An 18046-nucleotide genomic window follows, 5' to 3' on the forward strand; every position below is an offset into this window, starting at 1 on the left:
CCCTACGCTGCGAGGGTGACGCACTACGTGGACAGCGAGGTCGGTCGGCTCGGCACGGTGCTGCTGCACCGCCCGGGGCCCGAGCTGGCCCGGCTCACTCCCCGCAACAACGACTCGTTGCTCTTCGACGCTATCCCATGGGTGGGACGTGCGCAGGAGGAGCACGACGGCTTCGCGGCGGCGCTGCGCGAGCGCGGCGTGGAGGTGCTCCACCTCGCCACCCTGCTCGCCGAGACGCTGGCCGTCCCCGACGCGCGCGTCGAACTGACCGAGCAGGTGCTCCGTTCGCCACGGCTGGGCGACACCCTGCGCCGGCGGGTCGCCGATCACCTCGCCTACCTGGACCCGGCGGCGCTCGCCGACGTGCTCATCGCCGGGCTCGCCCACGAGGAGGTACGGATCAGCCCGGAACGCCCCGGGGGGCTGGTGTGGACACTGATGGACCGGCACGACTTCGTCATCGCCCCGCTGCCCAACCTGCTCTTCACCCGCGACTCGTCACTGTGGATCGGCGACCGGGTCGTGGTCACCAGCCTGGCCATGCCGGCCCGCCGGCGGGAGACCACGCTGACCGGCGCGATCTACCGCCACCACCCGCGCTTCGCCGGCACCGAGTCCGTCTACCACCCCGAGCTGGAGCACCTGGAGGGCGGCGACGTGCTGCTGCTGGCCCCCGGCGTACTCGCGGTCGGGGTGGGTGAGCGGACCACCCCGGCCGGCGCGGAGCGGCTGGCCCGGCAGGTCTTCGCCGCCGAGCTGGCGCACACCATCCTGGTGGTGCCGATCGCCCAGGAGCGGGCCACCATGCACCTGGACACGGTCTGCACCATGGTCGACGTCGACGCGGTGCTGATGTACCCGAACATCGCCAGCAGCCTGTCGGCGTACACGGTGATCGCCGGGCCGGACGGCGAGCCGCAGGTGGACGGCCCCTCGCCGTTCCTGCGCGCCGCCGCCGACGCGATGGACCTCGACCAGCTCCGGGTGATCGACACCGGGCTGGACCCGGTCACCGCCGAACGTGAGCAGTGGGACGACGGCAACAACACCCTCGCCCTGGCGCCCCGGCTCTGCGTCGGCTACGAGCGCAACACCGGGACCAACGCCCAGCTCGAACGGGCCGGGATCGAGGTCATCCCGATCGCCGGCTCGGAGCTGGGCTCCGGCCGGGGCGGCCCGCGCTGCATGTCCTGCCCGCTGGTCCGCGAGCCGCTGCGGCCCGGTGGGCGGGGTGTCAGCGCAGGGTGAGTTGGCGGCCGAGGAGGCCCTGGCGGGCGCGGCGGCCGGCGGCGTCCAGCGGCTCCTTCTCCTCCAGCACCTCGGCGTACCGCTCGGCGAAGCCGGTCACCGGCGCCTCCCAGTCGGCGGCCGAAACGTCCTCGGGCAGGTCCCAGACCGGCACCAGCCGGCCGTGCGCGCGGAACATGCCGGCGAAGCGGGTGCCCTCGCCGAGGGTCAGGGTGCCGGCGGCGGAGAGCCGGGACAGCGCGTCCAACGCGACGTCCTCGTCCTCCGGCAACACCCAGCGCACGTGCGCCTTCTCCGGCACCCGGCACCAGTAGGCGGCCCGGGCGGCGGCGAGCCGTACGGTCGGGTAGATCGCGGCGTTCGCCCGCTCCAGCGAGGCCTGCACCGCCGGGTCGTCGGCCGCGCCCGGGTCGAGCCAGAAGTCGAAGCCGTCGTGCATGGTGATCTCCAGCGGGCCGTCCACCAGGACGTCCTGCAGGCGCGGGCCCGGACCCGGCAGCGGCGGCACCGCCACCTGGGCGCCCGGCTCGGTGCGCAGCGCGCAGAGCAACGCCTCGGCCAGGTCGCGGGAGACGTCACCGGACTGCTGGTGCCGCTGCAGCCCGATGAAGACCCGCCCGTCCGGCTTGGTCATCGTTGGGGCGGCCATCGGCAGCACGGTGGCGAGGGTGACCGGGCGGTCGCCGTACTCCTCGACCAGTTCCGGGGTGAGCCGCAGCGGCGCGGAGGCGGCCGGCACCAGTTCGCGCAGGGCGATCCACTCCGGCTCGTCCGCCAGCCCCTCGAAGGGACGGGGGACGAAGATGTCGCGGACCTTCTCCCGGCGGGGGGTCGCTTCGACGGCGCGCTGGTTCTTTCGACGCTTGCTCACGGCGAGACAGCCTAGAGGCCGGGCCGGAACGGCGTGGGGAGGACCCGCCCCCGGAGTCGGATCAACCGGCGACGAGCAGATCGGACCGGGCCGTGCCGGCCGCGTCGAACTCCGCCCAGACGCTCTGGCCCAGGCCGTCCCGCTCGACCCCCAGCGACTGGCCAGGCCGGAGACGATGTGCAGGCCACGGCCGTCGACCGCGTCCGGGCTGGCCGCCCGCATCCGCGGACCGGCGGGCGCGCCGCCGTCGGTCACCCGGATCGACACGCGCGGGCCGCCCGGCGTGGGGCGCAGCCGCCAGGCCACCCGGACCACCCCGCCGGGCAGCGGGTCGGCGTGCCGGACCGCGTTGCCCACCAGCTCGGCCAGGACCGCCACCAGGTCCGCCAGCAGGACCGGGGGTACGACCTCGGCGAGCTCGTCGGCGAGCCGGTGACGGGCCAGCCGGGCTCCGGTGGCGTGGTGGGGAACCACCACGCACCACGAACGTTCGACCGCGTGCGTCGACACCCTCGCTCCTTCTCGCCCCGTCCGCCGGCGCGGCGGGTCATCCCCGCGGCAGCCGCACCTCTGCGACCGTACCGCCACCGTTCCTCGGCCGTAGGGATACCCATCCATTCTGCCGTTCAACGATCCGGCGGACGAGATAGAGGCCGAGCCCCGCGCCGGGGTAGGCCCGGCGGTCCCCGGACTCGCCCTGCCAGAACCGGTCGAAGGCCCGTTCCAGGTGCTCGGGCCGGACGCCGATGCCCCGGTCGCTGACCCGGAACAGGACGGTCTGCCCGTCCGTGCCGGCGGTGACCTCGATCGGCGACTCCGGCGGCGAGTACTTGCCGGCGTTGGTGCTCAGCTCGGTCAGCACGGTGGCCATGCTGTGTCGGTCGCCGAGCGCCTTGGGCAGGTCGGGCGGCAGGTCGAGGACGAGCCGGTGGCGCAGGTCGGCGGGGAGGTCCGGCACGGCGGCGCGCAGCGCCCCGCCGAGGTCGAACGGGACGGTCGGGTCGCCGGCGGGTTGCCCGTCGGTGGCCGAGGAGAGCAGCCGGTCGACCAGTCGGGCCAGCTCGTTGGCGCGCTGCCCGATCACCCGGGCGGCCTGCCGGCGGTCGTTGTCGGTCAGCGACTCCCAGTGGTCGGTGAGGGTGTCCGCGTACCCCTTGATCACGGTGACCGGGGTGCGCAGCTCGTGGCTGGTGACCGCGACGAACAGGTCGCGGTCCTGGTCCCGGCGCTGCTGGTCGGTGATGTCGCGGAAGGTGACCACCCGCTGCGTGCCGGGCCCGGCCAGCTCCCCGGAGGTGATCCGCAGCCAGCGCCCGTCGGGCAACTGGTGGTCGAGCACCTGCCCGGACGGGGGAAGCGGGAAGGGCAGCGGCCGGTTCAGCGCCTCGGCGGAGGAGCGGCCGGTCACCTGGGCGGCGGCCGGATTCCAGAGCCGGGCGTGCCCCTCCCGGTCGACCACGGCCAGCCCGTCGGCGAGCGCCGCGACCACCGGGCCGTCGCCGTGCACCGGCAGGCCGGTCTGGTCGCCGTAGATGTGGGCGATGCAGGAGGCGACGTAGCCCAGCACCGCCTGCCCGTCGAGGTCCGCGGAGTCCTCGCCGTCGGCGTAGAGGGCGTGCAGGCTGCCGACGGTGAGCCCGCCGATCTCGGCCCGGGCCACGATCATCCGGCGCAGCCCCCGGCCGGCCAGCTCACCGGCGAGCTGGCCGGGGAGGTGGTCCACCCGGACCTGCTGGACGCGCGGGCCGGCGAGCAGGCAGACGGTCACCGGGTCGGACGCCGGCAGCGGACGGCCGATGGTCCACTCGGCGGCGCCGCTGGCCGCGATGACCCGGCCGCCGGTCGGGGCGAACTCGACGAAGGCCACGCCGGCCGCGCCGGCCGCCGAGTGGGCGACCCGGAGCAGTTGGGTGAGGACGGGCAGCCCCGCGTCACCGGAATTGATCATCTCGATCACCGCGCTGTAGCCGGTGACCAGGGCGGCGAGATCGGTACGCTCCGGCATGTCCCGAGTGTGCCCCGTCGGCCGAAGTTCGGGCAGCCCTGTCCGGTGGGCCTCATCGGCCCAGCCGGTCCAGTGCCTGCGCCGGCCGGTCGGTTATCACCCCGTCCACCCCGGCATCGAGCACCAGCTCCAGGTCGTCCGGCTCGTTGACCGTCCAGACGTACACCTGGTTGCCGGCGGCCCGCAGCGCGGGCACCAGCTGCGGGCGGGCCCGGACCAGGCCGATGCCGGGCCCGGCGATCCGGGCGCCGAAGGGCAGCCGGCCGAGCCGCAGCCAGCGCGGCAGCACCTCCAGCAGCAGCACCGTCGGCAGCGCCGGGGCCAGCTCCCGGACCCGGCGTACGGCCAGTGGGGAGAAGGACATGACGGTGACCCGTACCGGGGCGTCCGGGCCGGGTTCGGCGAGCCCGTGCCGGCGCAGCAGCGCGACGAGCCGGCGCTCGACGTCGCCGCCGTAGCGGGACGGGTGCTTCGTCTCCACCAGCAGCCGGACCGGCCGGCCGGCGGCCAGCACGGCCTCCAGCAGCCGTTCCAGCGTGAGCAGCCGGGTGTGCGACTCGTCGAGCACCTCGTCGCCGTCGGCGGGCCCGCAGCCGGGGTGCCAGGAGCCGAAGTCGAGCGTCTCCAGCTCGGCGAGGGTACGGGCGCTGACCAGCCCGCGCCCGTTGCTGGTCCGGTCCAGTCGGCGGTCGTGCACGCAGACCAGGTGCCCGTCCCGGGTGAGCCGGACGTCGCACTCCAGCCCGTCGGCGCCCTCGTCGAGGGCCCGCAGGTACGCCGCGAGGGTGTGCTCGGGTAGGTCGGCCGACGCGCCGCGGTGCGCGAAGACCAGCGGGTCGCCCATGCCGTCGGCTCTCAGATGACCCGGCCGGGCTGCCCGTCCCCGCCGACCACCGGGCGGCCGACGGCCTCCCACTGCCGCATCCCGCCGACGGCGTTGCGCACCTGCTCCCACCCGTTGTTGAGCAGGTAGCCGACGACCTGTGCGGAACGCCCGCCGGAGCGGCAGATGACCGCCACGTCCCGGTCGGTGGGCACCTCGGCCAGCCGGGCCGGCAGCTCCATCATCGGCAGGTGGTGGGCGCCGGGGGCGCGGCCCGCGGCCCACTCGTCGTCCTCGCGGACGTCCAGCAGGTAGGTGTCGTCGTCGATCTCGGTCACGGGAACGCTGGGAACCTGGGGTCCGAACACGGGTAGAAGCGTAGATCCTCACCGGCGGTGTCGGCATCGGGCGGGCCGGTACGTCCGGTCACAACCGGGTGACCCAGCGCGGGTTGGCCTCGGCCCAGCCCGGCACCCGCTCGCCGCGTACGGCGTCGAAGAGGCCGCCGCCGCCGTTGTCGAGCACCACGTACGAGACCTCGTCGATGGTCTGCGGGTAGGACGGCACCTGCAGCCCGCTCAGCGCGTCCGCCGGCAGCGACCGGAGGGCCATCATCAGGTCCTCCACGGGTACGCCGTTGGTGTCCAGGGTCAGCGAGCCGCCCACCGCCCGCAGCACCCGGTCCGCCTTGACCGGGTCGCCGCGCAGGTTCGTCTCGCCGGCCTTGTCCAGCACCGCCCGCAGCATCTGCTGCTGGTGCCGCTGCCGGTCGTAGTCGCCGTCCGGCAGGTCGTAGCGCTGCCGGACGTAGTCCAGTGCGCGGGCGCCGTCCATCTGCTGGCAGCCGGGGGTGAACAGGGTCCCGGTGTGGATCGACCGGACCTCGGTGTCGACGCACATCCGGATCCCGCCGAGCAGGTCGATGACCTGCTTGAAGCCGGAGAAGTCGACCAGCGCGGCCCCGTCGAAGCGGATGCCGGTGAGCCGGGTCAGGGTGGCGGAGAGCAGCCGGGCGCCGCCCGGTCCGCCGCCGCCGTGGTCGTACGCGGAATTGATCTTGTCCTGGCCGCCGCCGTAGCCGTTGCCGCCGGGCGGGATGGCCACCAGCAGGTCACGCGGGATGGAGATCAGATATCCCTGCCGCATGCCCGGTGGGACGTGCACGATGAGGATGGTGTCCGAGCGCTGGTCCGGCCCGTCGGTGGCGCCCTTCCGGTCGGTGCCGACGAGCAGGTAGTTCAGCCCGTCGGAGAGGTCGGTCCGGGGTTGCCGGGCGTCCGGGGCGAGCAGTTGCTCCCGGGTGATGGTGCGCTCGTACCGCGAGGTGATGGCGTTCATGCCGACCACCGCGACGACGGCCGCCAGCATCAGGGCGAGACCGACGCCGAGCAGGACGCGCGGCCAGCGGGAGGTCCGGCGGCCGGGTGGCGGTGTGCCCCGCCCCCGGTCGGACCGTGCTGACCTGAACGTGACGTCCTCCCCGTGGCCGTGACGTGAGACCTGCTCACCTCAGGCTACGGGCCGGCCACCCAGCTCCGGGCGGTTTCGCCGTGGCTACCGGCCGGTCACCCGTTCACTTGCGGGTGGAGAGCACGTTCGGGTTGGCGTACACGAATTCGCCCAGCTTGTCGTTCTTGACCGCCTGGAACATCTCCAGGGTCTGGGCGCTCAGCGCCTCGCGCTTGTTGGCGTTGCCGTTGAACGTGCCGCCGTTGGTGCGCAGCATCGTCAGCTCGTTGGCGGTGACCCCGCGCAGGGTGAAGACGAAGTCGGCCACCGGCACGCCGCCGGTGTCCAGGATGAATGCCTTGCCGGCCGCCTTGATCAGCTGGTTGAGCTTGACCGGGTTGGTCAGCATGCCATTCTCGGTGGCCTTGCGGGCCATCGCCTTGATCAGCTGCTGCTGGTTCTGCTGGCGGTCGTAGTCGCTGTTCGGCAGGCCGTAGCGCTGCCGGGAGTAGTCCAGCGCCTGGAGCCCGGACATCTCGCGGCAGCCCTTCTTGTAGACCACCGGGGTCGTCGGCCGGCCGGTCTTCTTGGCGTCCGCATTCCACATCTGCTTGCCGTCGACCAGCATCATGTGGTGCGACTTCACCTCGTGGCTGACGCAGATGCGCACGGTCCCGAGGGTGTCGATGACGTTCTTGAAGCCGCCGAAGTTGATGATCGCGGCGCCGTCGAAGCTGACCCCGGTCATGTTCTTGATGGTCTGGGCCATCAGTTGGGCGCCGCCCTCCCAGCCGCCACCATTGCGGGCACCGGCCTGGAACGCCCCATTGATCTTGTCGGTGCCGCCCTGGTAACCGCTCTTCTTGAACGCCGGGATCTGCGCCTCGGTGTCCCGCGGGATCGAGATCAGGTACGCCTGGTCGTGGCTGGCTGGGATGTGCAGCACGATGATGCTGTCCGCCCGGACGTCGTCGGCGGCCCACCGCTCGCGGGCGTCCACGCCCAGCAGCAGCATGTCGATCGGACCGTCCAGGTCGGCGCCGCCCTCGGCGTCGGTCTTGCCCGCCCCGCCGAGCAGGTTCTTCTGCGCGATGTTGCCGGTGGCCTGACTGATCAGCGCCTTGCTGCCGACGATGGCGACGCCGCTGGTCATCATGAGCACCGCGCCGAAGATCACTGTCAGGCGGGCCCAGAGCGGGTCCTTGCGCTTGGTGCGCTTCCTGCCGCCGCCGGTGCGCTGCCCGCCCCGACCGCCCTGGGAAGGGATCGTCGTCGACGCCCGTGCGTAGGGGTCGGAATCCAACGACGTGGGGCGGGGGCTGGTCTCAACCGGCATGCGTGCTCCAGCTCGCGTGGTCGGGGGGCGGAACCACTTTACGTACCGCTGCCCGGCAAGGCGAGACCGTCGCCCGCTCAATTCTCGGACATCTCGAGAGTTGCGACGGCAATTCAGCTGAACGGATGAGTCAATGCAATCGGCCGCCGCCACCTCACGGCGTGCCATCCGGGGCGGCCCGGTGCACCCCGGGCCGCCCGCGGAGCGTCAGTTGCCCTTGGTGTCCGGGTTCTGGTTGGCCGCCACCCAGGCCGCCATGGTGTCCGCCGACATCGCCTTGTACATGGCCAGCGCCTTCTCCCGGTCGGAGACCACCACCGATTCGCCGTTGATCGTGTCGCTGCCCGAGTTCGGGCTGGTGATGAAGGTCAGGTTCTCGCCGCGCAGGCTGCGGAACTGCAACCCCATGTCGACCAGCGAGAAGCCGTTGTCCACGGTCACCGCGTCGGTGACCGACTGGAGGAACGCGTTCAGCTTCTTCGGATTGGTCAGCGTGCCCGTGCTCGCCGCCTTGTCCATCAGCGCGCGCAGGAACTCCTGCTGGTGGCGCATCCGGGCGAAGTCCCCCTGGGGGAACTGCTTGCGCTGCCGGATCCAGTCCAGGGCCGTGGCGCCGTCCATGTGCATGGTGCCCTTGGTGAACTTCCGGTACGGCTTGTGGATCGAGGTGATGCTCCGCTCCACCTTGAGGTCCACCCCGCCGAGCGCGTCGGTGACCTCCTTGAAGCCGCCGAAGTCGATCGCCATCACATGGTCGATCCGGACGTCGGTGAAGCACTCCACCGTGCGGACCGCCAGCGGCAGGCCGCCGAACGCGAAGGCCGCGTTGATCTTCGCGCGCTGGCCGGAGTCGCAGTCCGCGCCGGCGCTCTCCGGGATCGGCACGTACAGGTCACGCGGGATGGAGACCAGGTAGGCCGACTTGTGGTCGGCGGGGATGTGCATGACGATGATCGTGTCGGCCCGCCACTGGCTCTGCTTGTCGACCGGCGCGTCCGGGTCCCGCGAGTCCGAGCCGACCAGCAGGATGTTCAGCGCGCCGTCCACCGCCTTGGCCGGCCGCCCGCCGGTGATCTCCGAGAACGGGTCGGTGCGGGCCAGGTCGTCGTTGAGGTTGCTGGTGTAGAGCCACGCGCCCGCGCCGCCGAGCAGCGCCAGCACCAGCACCGCCACGCCGGCGACGAGGCCGATCCGCCTCCAGCGGGGGCGGGGACCGCGCCGGCCGGAGCCGCCCGGACCACCCGGCCCCGGCGGCGTGCCGGGTCCGCCCGGGCCGCCGGGTCCGCGGGAGCGGGGCGGTTCCTCGTCGTACGACGGGTACCACTGCGGCTCGGACGGCCGGGCGCGCCCGGCGGCCCGGTCGGGACCGGGGACCGCGGCGCGTCCGGCGCTCCGGTGCAGGTACGGGAGCGGGATGTCGGCTGACGATGTGGCGGACATGCGATTCAGCCTACGTAGGTCGGTCGACCGTTGCCCGACAGGCGAACGTCGCGTCGCCCCGCGTGCCGCGCGGGGAGCTACCCTAACCGCGCCCGGAAGTGGTCGATCGTGCGTCGCAGTCCGTCTTCGGGCGCCACGGTCGGCTCGTATCCGAGCAGCTCCCGGGCGAGGGTGAGATCCGGCCGCCGCATCTCCGGGTCGTCCGCGCTGCGGGTGATGTAGGTCACCTGCGAACTGCTTCCGCAGAGTGACACGATCGTCTCGGCGAGTTGCCGCATGCTCATCTCGTGCTCGGTGCCGCAGTTGATCGGCCCGGTCTCGGTCGAGTCGAGCAGCAGCAGGATGCCGCGGACCAGGTCGTCGACGTAGCAGATCGAGCGGGTCTGGTTGCCGGTGCCGTGCACGGTGATCGGCTCGCCGCGCAGCGCCTGGGAGATGAAGGTGGGGATGGCCCGGCCGTCGTCGGGGCGCATCCGCGGGCCGTACGTGTTGAAGATCCGGACGATGGCCGCGTCCAGCCCCCTGCTCCGGTGGTACGCCATGGTGGCCGCCTCGGAGAAGCGCTTCGCCTCGTCGTAGACGGCGCGTACCCCGATCGGGTTGACGTTGCCCCAGTACGTCTCGCGCTGCGGGTGCTCCTTCGGGTCCCCGTACGCCTCGGAGGTGGAGGCCATCAGGAACCGGGCGCCGTCGGCGAGCGCGCGGTCCAGCAGGTGCAGGGTGCCCACCGAGCCGACCCGGAGGATCTCCACCGGCAGCTTCTCGAAGTCGGTCGGGCTGGCCGGGGAGGCCATGTGCAGGATGGCGTCGAACCGCTCCGCCAGCGCCGGGTGGGCCGGCAGCCCGTCGGAGATGTCCGCCTCGACCAGGGTGAAGGACGGGGCGTCCAGCAGGTGCGCGACGTTGTCCTTCGAGCCGGTGACGAAGTTGTCCAGCGCGACGACCTGGCAGCCGCGCCCGACGAGGGCGTCGACCAGGTGGGACGGCACGAAACCGGCGCCGCCGGTGACCAGGACGCGGTGACCGCGTCCGAAACGCGGGGCTACCTTCATGCCGGCCAGCCTACTCACCGGCGCCCCTCGGACGCGGCGCGGCATGCGGTGCAGGGGGTCCCGGCGCGCACGCGCCGGGACCCCCTTCCGTGGTGGACGTCAGTGCGCTCCCGCCCCGGTGAGGGCGCGCACCTCCAGCTCCGCGTACTTCTCCTCGTCGTGCTCCTTGGAGATCAGCGTGCCGATCCAGCCGCAGAGGAAACCGAAGGGGATGGAGAGGATGCCCGGGTTGGACAGTGGGAACCAGTGCCAGTCGTGCTCGGGGAACATCGCCGTCGGGGCCCCCGAGACGACCGGGGAGAAGAACACCAGCAGCACCGCCGAGAGCAGACCGCCGTAGATGGCCCAGACCGCGCCGGAGGTGTTGAACCGTCGCCAGAACAGGCTGTAGAGGATCGCCGGCAGGTTGCCCGAGGCGGCGACCGCGAAGGCCAGCGCCACCAGGAAGGCCACGTTCAGGCTCTGCGCGAAGATGGACAGGACGATCGAGATCGCACCGATCACCAGGGCGGAGATCCGGGCGACGTTCACCTCCTGGCGTTCGGACGCCTGCCCGTTCTTGACCACGTTGGCGTAGAAGTCGTGCGCCAGGCTGGACGAGGACGCCAAGGTCAACCCCGCGACCACCGCCAGGATGGTGGCGAAGGCGACCGCCGCGATGATCGCCAGCAGGGTCGCCCCGCCCAGGTCCCCGCCGAGGAACTTGATGCCCAGCGCCTCGGCCAGTTGCGGCGCCGCGGTGTTCCCGGCCTTGTCCTGCGCCGTGATCGCCGTGCCGCCCACCATTGCCGCCGCGCCGAAGCCGAGCGCCAGGGTGAGCAGGTAGAACGTACCGATGATGCCGATCGCCCAGAGCACGCTCTTGCGGGCCGTCTTCGCAGTCGGAACGGTGTAGAAACGGATCAGAATGTGCGGCAGGCCGGCCGTGCCGAGCACCAGTGCGATGCCGAGCGACAGCAGGTCCATCTTGTTGTAGAAGGTCTGCGTCGCATTGCCGGCCACCTCCACGCCGTACCGTTGGCCTGGCTTGAGGAAGTTCTCTCCCTTGCCCGATGCCGCCGCCGCGTCGCCGAGCAGGGTGGAGAGGTTGAACTTGTAGTGCGCCAGCACCAGCAGGGTCATCACGATCGCACCGGCCATCAGCAGGAACGCCTTGACGATCTGGACGTACGTGGTGCCCTTCATCCCGCCCACGGTGACGTAGATGATCATCAGGGCGCCGACCATGATGATGGTGGCGACCTTCGCGGTGTCGGCGTCCATGCCGAGGAAGGTGGTGCCCGGCTTGATGCCGAGCAGCAGCGCGACCAGCGCGCCCGCGCCGACCATCTGGGCCAGCAGGTAGAAGATCGACACGGTGATGGTGGAGACCGCGGCGGCGGTACGCACCGGGCGCTGACGCATCCGGAACGCCAGCACGTCGGCCATCGTGTACCGGCCGGAGTTGCGTAGCAGTTCGGCGACGAGCAGCAGCGCCACCAGCCAGGCGACCAGGAAGCCGATCGAGTAGAGGAAGCCGTCGTAGCCGTAGAGGGCGATGATGCCGGCGATGCCGAGGAAGGAGGCGGCCGACATGTAGTCCCCGCCGATGGCCATGCCGTTCTGGAAGCCGGAGAAGGAGCGGCCACCCGCGTAGAAGTCGGTGGCCGTCTTGGTCTGCCGGCTGGCCCAGATGGTGATGGCCAGCGTGATCGCGACAAAGACCAGGAAGAGCGTGATGGTGAGGTTGCGGGCGGTGCTGCCGCCCGCCTCAGCCGCGAGGACCGTGTTCATGGGTCACCTCCCCGATCTCGGCGCGGATCCGGTCGGCGATCGGGTCCAGCTTGCGGTCGGCGTGCCGGGAGTACAGCCAGGCGATCAGGAACGTGGAGACGAACTGGAGCAGGCCGAAGACGAGCGCGACGTTGATGTGGCTGCCGAAGAGCTTCGTGCCCATGAAGCCCCGCGCGTACGCGGAGAGGAGGACGTAGAGCGCGTACCACAGGAAGAACGCGACGGTCATGGGGAAGACGAAACTGCGCAACGCGCGACGCAACCCGGCGAACTCGTCCGACCGTTGTACGGCGAGGTAGCGCTCCGCCGCCGACTCGGCGGGGGCGGACGCGGGTGTGTCCGTGGACATCTGTGGATCACCACCTTCACAGGCGTGGGGAGTTTCGCGCACCGTAGAGAGCGCGCTCCCATCCGGGGAAGGCCGAGATCGGGGCGGGTCGGCGGCTGCGCCGAACGGTCTGCCGGCTGCGCCGAGTGACCCAGGTCACCCCGACGAGCGGTCGGTCGGGCGGTCGTCGCCGGGCCGTCAGGTGAGTTCGTGGTACCGGCCCCGGTAGTGGAGCAGCGGCATGCTCTCCGCGGCCAGGTCGACCGCCTCGATGGTGGCCTCGACCAGCAGCGCCCAGCCGTACTCCCGGGCGGTGTCGAGCCGGCAGCCGGCCCACCCGCCCGCGTCGGTGGGGACCGGGCCGTAGGGAGTGTCGGTCCACGATCCGGTGGCGAAGAGCCCGCCCGGGGAGGGGAAGAGCCCGGCGAACCGGTCGGCGAGCTGTCGGTGCGGCGGCCCCAGCGGCGCCACCGCGAACCGCCCCGCCTCCTCCACCGCCGCCCACAGGTCCGACTCCGGGTCGACCAGCCCAAGCAGCCGGTCCGGCTCGCCCTCGGCGACCAGGGTGGACGAGACGGTCAGCCCCGCCGGCCCCGGCGTCGTCCAGAGGGTCACCGGCGCCGCCAGCCGACCCCGCAACCGGCGTACGGGCGAGCGCTGCCCGGCAGGCACCGCGAACGGATCGGTGTGGTGGATCTCGGCACCCGGCTCATGATTCACGTGAAACATTGTGCCGCCCCCGGCCTGCGCCCAGCCGACGAAGCGCTCGTGCCGGTCCGCAGTGGCGACGTACCGGGTGTGTCGGGCGCCGGAGGCTCATGTCCCGATGAGCGTGATACCTCTCAGGCATAAATATGCCTGAGAGGTATCACGCTCACGGTCATGTCCCCGTCCTCGGCGCGACACGCCCGAGCGGCGGTCAAAACCGCCCCCCGTTCGCCCGCAGGTCCGGGGCGGGTTCAGCCAGCCGGCGCATGGCCCGCTCCGGCCCGCCCCTCGCAGCCGCTTCCTCCTCGCCTTCATGCGCCGCCGCTGAGTGAGCGGCGGGCGGCGGCCAGCACCTCCGGGTCCGCGCAGCCGGCGGCGTAGCCGGCGATGCGGCGGCGGATGTCCCGGGTGAGCAGCCAGACCCCGACCCGGTCGGCGACCGGCCGCAGGAACGCCGGCCGGCAGCGGAAGCTGTACCGCCAGGTGGCGAGGGTGTGGCCGGGTTCCGGGGCGGGCGCGAACCGCCAGCCGCCGGCGAACATTTCGAAGAACCACGGCCCGCGCACCATCTTCATGCCGACGTTCGTCGGCGGCGCGAACGAGACGTATTCGCTCACCATGACCAGGCCGTGGCGGGACCGGGTGAAGGTCCGCACACCCTTGCCGGGCCGGCTGGCCCCGTCGGTGAAGTGCTGCTCCCGGACGAACGGGTCCCACCGGTAGCGCACCGGCGCGGTGGTCTGCGAGACCGCGAAGGCCAGCTCGGGCGGGACCGGGACGGTCGCCACCGCCTCGACGACCGGCATCAGCGGCGCGGGGTGACGGTGGCGAGCAGCTCCGGCATCCGCCGGTCCAGCACGTCCCCGGCCAGGTACGACCCGAGCAGCGCCGCCCCCAGCCCGTACGCCGCGCCGAGCGGCAGGGCCAGCCAGAGCCAGGCGTCCCCGAGCAGCGCCGCGGCGACCACCATCGGCATCGCGGCGGCCGCCGAGCCGACCATGGACAGCAGGGTGAGGAGGCTCTTCGCCATCCCCGCCCCGGTGTTCATCGCGAACGGGTTGCTCGTCTCCGGCAGCGAGTACGCCCCCAGCACCGACACGAACCCGTTGATCGCCAACCCGGCCCCGTACGCGGCGAGCAGCGCGCCTGCGGCGACGCCGATCCAGCCGGGCTCGCCCACCACCAGCGCGATCACCACCGACACCACGCCCAGCATCGGCACCACGTACACCGAGAAGGCCGTCATCCGGGCGCGCAGCTCCAGCCGGCCGGGCACCCCGGCCACCACGTTCGCCGCGTACGCGCTGCCGTCGAAGCCGAACTGGTTCGCCGAAGTGACCGAGGCGAGCACCCCGACGAAGAGCATCGACAGGCTGAGCAGCACCGGGGACGAGTTGCCCGAGAACTCGAAGCCCTCCTCGTTGGCGGCGAAGCCCGAACCGCCCAGGTTGACCATGATCGGCACGAAGAGCCCCACCACCGCGATGGTGATCAGGTTGGCCCGGCGCCGGGCGTCCCGCCACCAGTAGCGGGCCTCCCGGGCGACCAGCGCGCCGAACCGGTCCCGGCGCGTCCAGCCGAGTGCGCGGGGGAAGAGCTGCGCGACGGCCCCACCCGCCGGCCCGCGCCGGCCCTTCGCGGGGGCGGCGCTGGCCGCGCCGACCATCGCCGACTCCAGCGACCGCGACCACCAGAGCAGCAGCACACCGATGGTCACCGCCGTGATCAGCAGCTTCACCGGTACGGCCCAGGCCCGCCCCTCGGCCACGTCCACGCCGACCGTCCAGGGCGCGCCGAACGGAGTCCAGCCCACCACCTCGGCCACTCCGGTCAGCCGGTCCCAGTCGGCCTCCCGTACCGCCGCCAGCACCCCGATCTGCAACGGCCCGAGCAGGGCGGCGACCACCGCGAGCAGTACGGCGGCGAGGTCGCGCACCCGGCGGGACCGCAGCATGGTGGCGAACGCGCTGGTCACCGCACGGCTGACGGCGACGCAGAGCAGCAGCCCCGCGACCACCCCGACGGCCGCGACCAGCCCGGCCGGCCAGCCGCCCAGCGCGGCGGCGGTGACCACCAGCCCGGAGACGGCGAGCAGCACCGCGAGGACCGGGACGCTGACCAGCGCCGCCGCGAACAGCCCGGCGACCAGGGTGCGGCGGGGCAGCGGCAGCAGCGCGAACCGGGCCGGGTCGAGGGTCTCGTCCACACCGAAGAACACCAGCGGCAGCAGCAGCCAGCCGAACACCAGCAGGCCGCCGCCGAACGCGGCGGTCATCAGCGCGTACCGCGGCTCGCCGGCTAAGCCCGGCGCGGCCAGCGCCAGGAAACCGCCGGCGGCGAACCAGAGGCCGCCCACGAGGCTGACCACGAACATCGCGATCCGCCAGCCCTGGCCCCGGAAGTTGTTGCCCATCACCCGCAGCTTGAGCCGGACGAAGTGCCGGGCGGACACCCGCCGGACCGGTTCGGCCGGGACGGTCACCGCGACAGCCACGCCAGCTCCTCACCGGTCGCGGTGCGGCCACCGACCACCTCGACGAAGACCTCCTCCAGCGACCGGTCCCCGCGCACCTCGTCCAGGGTGCCGACCTGCTTGATAATGCCGTCGGCGAGGATCGCCACGTGCGAGCAGAGCCGCTCGACGACCTCCATCACGTGGCTGGAGAAGACCACCGTGCCGCCGCCGACGACGTACCGCTGGAGGATGTCGCGGATCAGCGCGGCGGAGACCGGATCGACCGCCTCGAACGGCTCGTCCAGCACCAGCAGCCGCGGGCCGTGCAGCAGCGCGCAGGCCAGGCCGATCTTCTTCTTCATGCCCGCCGAGTAGTCGACCACCAGGGTCCGGCCGGCGTCGGTGAGCGCCAGCACGTCCAGCAGCTCCGCGGCACGCTGGTCGACCACCGCCGGGTCCATCCCGCGCAGCAGACCGTGGTACGCCAGCAGCTCCGCCCCGCTGAGCCGGTCGAAGAGCCGTACGCCGTCCGGCATGACGCCGAGCAGCCGCTTCGCGCCGACCGGGTCGGCCCAGACGTCGTGCCCTAGCACCCAGGCGCGGCCCTGGTCGGGTCGCAGCAGCCCCACCGCCATGGACAGCGTGGTGGTCTTGCCGGCCCCGTTCGGGCCGAGCAGCCCGTAGAAGGAGCCGGCCGGGACGGTCAGGTCGACGCCCGCCACCGCGACCTTGCCGTCGAACCGCTTCGCCAGGCCGCGCAGCGCGAGCGCGGGGTGCCCACCAGTCATGCGTACGACCGTATCCGGGCTGGACCAGCCCACCCTCCGGCCGCAGGATGATCCCCGGTCATCCCCGGGACGTATCCGTCATCGGCCTGGTCCAGCCGGCCTGACGGCTTCCGGATCTCGTCGGGGCGTCACGAGCGCAGCGCCTCGGGGGCGTGCAGCCGGACCATGGTGGCCCCGACGTCGGCCGGTGCCCGGCGGCGGGTCGTTATCGAGACGGCGACCATCACGGTGAAGGCGAGCGGCACCGTCCAGGCGGCCGGCTGCGCGATGAGCGTGGCCGGCCAGCCGGACAGCGGCGGCCCGAGCACGGTGACCAGGACCGCCCCGACCGCGGCGCCGCCGCCGACCAGGATCCCGGCCGCCGCGCCCAGGTCGGTCAGCCCGCGCCACCAGATGCCGAGCACCAGCAGCGGGCAGAAGCTGGACGCGGCCACCGCGAAGGCCAGCCCCACCACCTGGGAGACGTCCAGCCCGGAGAGGTTGAGCGCGAGCACCGCCGGCACCCCGCCGGCGATCACCGTGGCCAGCTGGAAGCCGCGTACCGAGCCGCGCCCCAGCACGTCGGTGGAGATCACCCCGGCGACGCTGGTGAGCAGCCCCGACGAGGTGGAGAGGAAGGCCGCGAACGCGCCGGCCGCGACCAGCGCGGCCAGCAGCCGCCCGGTGGTCCCGTTGCCGAGCGCCGCCTCGGGCAGCAGCACCACCACCGCGTCGGTCTGCCCGGTGACCAGCAGTTGCGGGGTGTAGATCCGGCCGAGCACGCCGTAGAGGGTGGGCAGCAGGTAGAAGACGCCGACCAGGGCGAGCACCACCAGCGTCGTGCGGCGGGCCGCCGCGCCGTCGGGGTTGGTGTAGAAGCGGACCAGCACGTGCGGCAGTCCCATGGTGCCGAGGAACGTGGCCAGGATCAGCGAGTACGTGGCGAAGAGCCCTCGGTCGTCGTCCCCGGCGGTGCTGGGCAGCAGCCAGTCCGCCGCGTCGGTGGCCACCCCGGACACCTCGGGCACCGGGTCGCCGGCGGCGAAGTCGAGGCGGTCGCCGGGGCGTACCTCCCGGCTCGTGCCGTCGGTGAAGGTGAGGGCCGCGTGGTGCTCGACCACGACGGTGGTCGCGGTCGGGAACGCCGGCCCGTCGGGCGGGGTCACCGCCGGGCGGGCGTCGGCCTGCCACTGCAACGCCAGGAAGATCGCGGGTACGGCGAGCGCGGTCAGCTTCAACCAGTATTGAAAGGCCTGGACGAAGGTGATCGCCCGCATCCCGCCGAGCGCCACGTTCGCGGTCACCACGGCGGCGACCAGCAGCGCCCCCACCGGGTACGGCGAGCCGGCCACCGTGGCCAGGGTCAACCCGGCGCCCTGCAACTGCGGCACCAGGTAGAGCCAGCCGATGAAGATCACGAAGACGGTGGCCAGGGTGCGCAGCCGGCGCGAGCCGAGCCGCAGCTCGCAGAAGTCGGGCAGGGTGAACGCGCCGGAGCGGCGCAGCGGCGCGGCCACGAAGAGCAGCAGGGCGAGGTAGCCGGCGGCGAAGCCGACCGGGTACCAGAGCACGTCCACGCCGTACTTGAGGATCAGCCCGGCCACGCCGAGGAAGCTCGCCGCCGACAGGTACTCCCCGCCGATCGCGGCGGCGTTCCAGGTCGGACTCACCGCGCGGGAGGCGACCAGGAAGTCGGAGGTGGTGCGGGCCAGCCGCAGCCCGTAGAAGCCGATACCGAGGGTGACCAGCGTGACCGCCACGATGGCCGGGACGACGTAGCCGTTGCCCATC

15 protein-coding genes and 2 pseudogenes are annotated in these 18046 nt (G+C 72.6%); 1 reads left to right on the forward strand and 16 read right to left on the reverse strand.

Annotated features, from left to right (window positions below; translation table 11 throughout):
• Positions 1-15: 15 nt before the first annotated feature.
• The gene (locus tag AB0I41_RS03760) at positions 16-1248 is read left to right on the forward strand and encodes an arginine deiminase (protein WP_357101467.1); all 1233 of its coding nucleotides are present in this window, start codon (positions 16-18) and stop codon (positions 1246-1248) included.
• On the opposite strand, the gene AB0I41_RS03765 is transcribed toward AB0I41_RS03760, so the two are convergent.
• The 16 genes and pseudogenes from AB0I41_RS03765 to AB0I41_RS03840 all read right to left on the reverse strand — a co-directional run bounded on the left by AB0I41_RS03765 (position 1235) and on the right by AB0I41_RS03840 (position 18045).
• Complete coding sequence (locus tag AB0I41_RS03765) at positions 1235-2119, reverse strand: DUF5926 family protein (RefSeq protein WP_357101469.1); 885 nt, start codon at positions 2117-2119, stop codon at positions 1235-1237. The genes AB0I41_RS03760 and AB0I41_RS03765 overlap by 14 nt on opposite strands.
• 61 nt (positions 2120-2180) lie before the next feature.
• A pseudogene (locus AB0I41_RS03770) lies at positions 2181-2596 on the reverse strand (ATP-binding protein).
• Positions 2597-2666: 70 nt separating this feature from the next.
• A complete protein-coding gene (locus tag AB0I41_RS03775; protein WP_357101471.1) occupies positions 2667-4124 on the reverse strand; it encodes a PAS domain-containing sensor histidine kinase in 1458 nt (485 codons plus the stop codon).
• A gap of 52 nt (positions 4125-4176) precedes the next feature.
• Complete coding sequence (locus AB0I41_RS03780) at positions 4177-4968, reverse strand: glycerophosphodiester phosphodiesterase family protein (protein WP_357101473.1); 792 nt, start codon at positions 4966-4968, stop codon at positions 4177-4179.
• Between the two features lie 11 nt (positions 4969-4979).
• Positions 4980-5315 (reverse strand): rhodanese-like domain-containing protein, encoded by a 336-nt coding sequence (locus AB0I41_RS03785; RefSeq protein ID WP_357101475.1) that lies wholly within the window; start codon positions 5313-5315, stop codon positions 4980-4982.
• Positions 5316-5373: 58 nt separating this feature from the next.
• Positions 5374-6315 carry an LCP family protein gene (locus tag AB0I41_RS03790; protein ID WP_357101477.1) on the reverse strand — a complete coding sequence of 314 codons (942 nt, stop codon included), beginning with the start codon at positions 6313-6315 and terminating at the stop codon, positions 5374-5376.
• 205 nt (positions 6316-6520) lie between these two features.
• A complete protein-coding gene (locus AB0I41_RS03795; protein ID WP_357101479.1) occupies positions 6521-7732 on the reverse strand; it encodes an LCP family protein in 1212 nt (403 codons plus the stop codon).
• Positions 7733-7939: 207 nt separating this feature from the next.
• A complete protein-coding gene (locus AB0I41_RS03800; RefSeq protein WP_357101481.1) occupies positions 7940-9172 on the reverse strand; it encodes an LCP family protein in 1233 nt (410 codons plus the stop codon).
• Positions 9173-9249: 77 nt separating this feature from the next.
• Complete coding sequence (locus AB0I41_RS03805) at positions 9250-10224, reverse strand: NAD-dependent epimerase/dehydratase family protein (protein WP_357101483.1); 975 nt, start codon at positions 10222-10224, stop codon at positions 9250-9252.
• Positions 10225-10323: 99 nt separating this feature from the next.
• Positions 10324-11997, reverse strand: coding sequence for a cation acetate symporter (locus AB0I41_RS03810; RefSeq protein ID WP_357101485.1), 1674 nt, complete (start codon positions 11995-11997; stop codon positions 10324-10326).
• Positions 11975-12346 carry a DUF485 domain-containing protein gene (locus AB0I41_RS03815; protein ID WP_357101487.1) on the reverse strand — a complete coding sequence of 124 codons (372 nt, stop codon included), beginning with the start codon at positions 12344-12346 and terminating at the stop codon, positions 11975-11977. Before AB0I41_RS03815 ends, AB0I41_RS03810 begins: the two co-directional genes overlap by 23 nt.
• Positions 12347-12523: 177 nt before the next feature.
• Positions 12524-13093, reverse strand: a pseudogene (locus AB0I41_RS03820) (flavin reductase family protein); the annotation flags it as partial.
• 251 nt (positions 13094-13344) lie between these two features.
• Positions 13345-13839 (reverse strand): SRPBCC family protein, encoded by a 495-nt coding sequence (locus AB0I41_RS03825; protein WP_357101489.1) that lies wholly within the window; start codon positions 13837-13839, stop codon positions 13345-13347.
• Positions 13839-15527, reverse strand: coding sequence for an ABC transporter permease (locus tag AB0I41_RS03830; protein ID WP_357101491.1), 1689 nt, complete (start codon positions 15525-15527; stop codon positions 13839-13841). The genes AB0I41_RS03825 and AB0I41_RS03830 overlap by 1 nt, the downstream gene beginning before the upstream one ends.
• On the reverse strand, positions 15512-16276 hold the full coding sequence (locus AB0I41_RS03835) for an ABC transporter ATP-binding protein (protein ID WP_357101493.1): 765 nt from the start codon (positions 16274-16276) through the stop codon (positions 15512-15514). Before AB0I41_RS03835 ends, AB0I41_RS03830 begins: the two co-directional genes overlap by 16 nt.
• Positions 16277-16404: 128 nt before the next feature.
• On the reverse strand, positions 16405-18045 hold the full coding sequence (locus AB0I41_RS03840) for a cation acetate symporter (protein ID WP_357101495.1): 1641 nt from the start codon (positions 18043-18045) through the stop codon (positions 16405-16407).
• Between the last annotated feature and the right edge of the window lies 1 nt (position 18046).

This window comes from Micromonospora sp. NPDC050200, assembly GCF_040656135.1.
Taxonomy (GTDB): Bacteria; Actinomycetota; Actinomycetes; order Mycobacteriales; family Micromonosporaceae; genus Micromonospora.

What these genes read in the sequence shown, in the direction of transcription:
- AB0I41_RS03775 (WP_357101471.1), bottom strand. Translation starts at nt 4,124, where the DNA reads ATGCCGGAGCGTACCGATCTCGCCGCCCTGGTCACCGGCTACAGCGCG.
- AB0I41_RS03780 (WP_357101473.1), bottom strand. Translation starts at nt 4,968, where the DNA reads ATGGGCGACCCGCTGGTCTTCGCGCACCGCGGCGCGTCGGCCGACCTA.
- AB0I41_RS03790 (WP_357101477.1), bottom strand. Translation starts at nt 6,315, where the DNA reads ATGCTGGCGGCCGTCGTCGCGGTGGTCGGCATGAACGCCATCACCTCG.
- AB0I41_RS03795 (WP_357101479.1), bottom strand. Translation starts at nt 7,732, where the DNA reads ATGCCGGTTGAGACCAGCCCCCGCCCCACGTCGTTGGATTCCGACCCC.
- AB0I41_RS03800 (WP_357101481.1), bottom strand. Translation starts at nt 9,172, where the DNA reads ATGTCCGCCACATCGTCAGCCGACATCCCGCTCCCGTACCTGCACCGG.
- AB0I41_RS03805 (WP_357101483.1), bottom strand. Translation starts at nt 10,224, where the DNA reads ATGAAGGTAGCCCCGCGTTTCGGACGCGGTCACCGCGTCCTGGTCACC.
- AB0I41_RS03810 (WP_357101485.1), bottom strand. Translation starts at nt 11,997, where the DNA reads ATGAACACGGTCCTCGCGGCTGAGGCGGGCGGCAGCACCGCCCGCAAC.
- AB0I41_RS03815 (WP_357101487.1), bottom strand. Translation starts at nt 12,346, where the DNA reads ATGTCCACGGACACACCCGCGTCCGCCCCCGCCGAGTCGGCGGCGGAG.
- AB0I41_RS03825 (WP_357101489.1), bottom strand. Translation starts at nt 13,839, where the DNA reads ATGCCGGTCGTCGAGGCGGTGGCGACCGTCCCGGTCCCGCCCGAGCTG.
- AB0I41_RS03835 (WP_357101493.1), bottom strand. Translation starts at nt 16,276, where the DNA reads ATGACTGGTGGGCACCCCGCGCTCGCGCTGCGCGGCCTGGCGAAGCGG.
- AB0I41_RS03840 (WP_357101495.1), bottom strand. Translation starts at nt 18,045, where the DNA reads ATGGGCAACGGCTACGTCGTCCCGGCCATCGTGGCGGTCACGCTGGTC.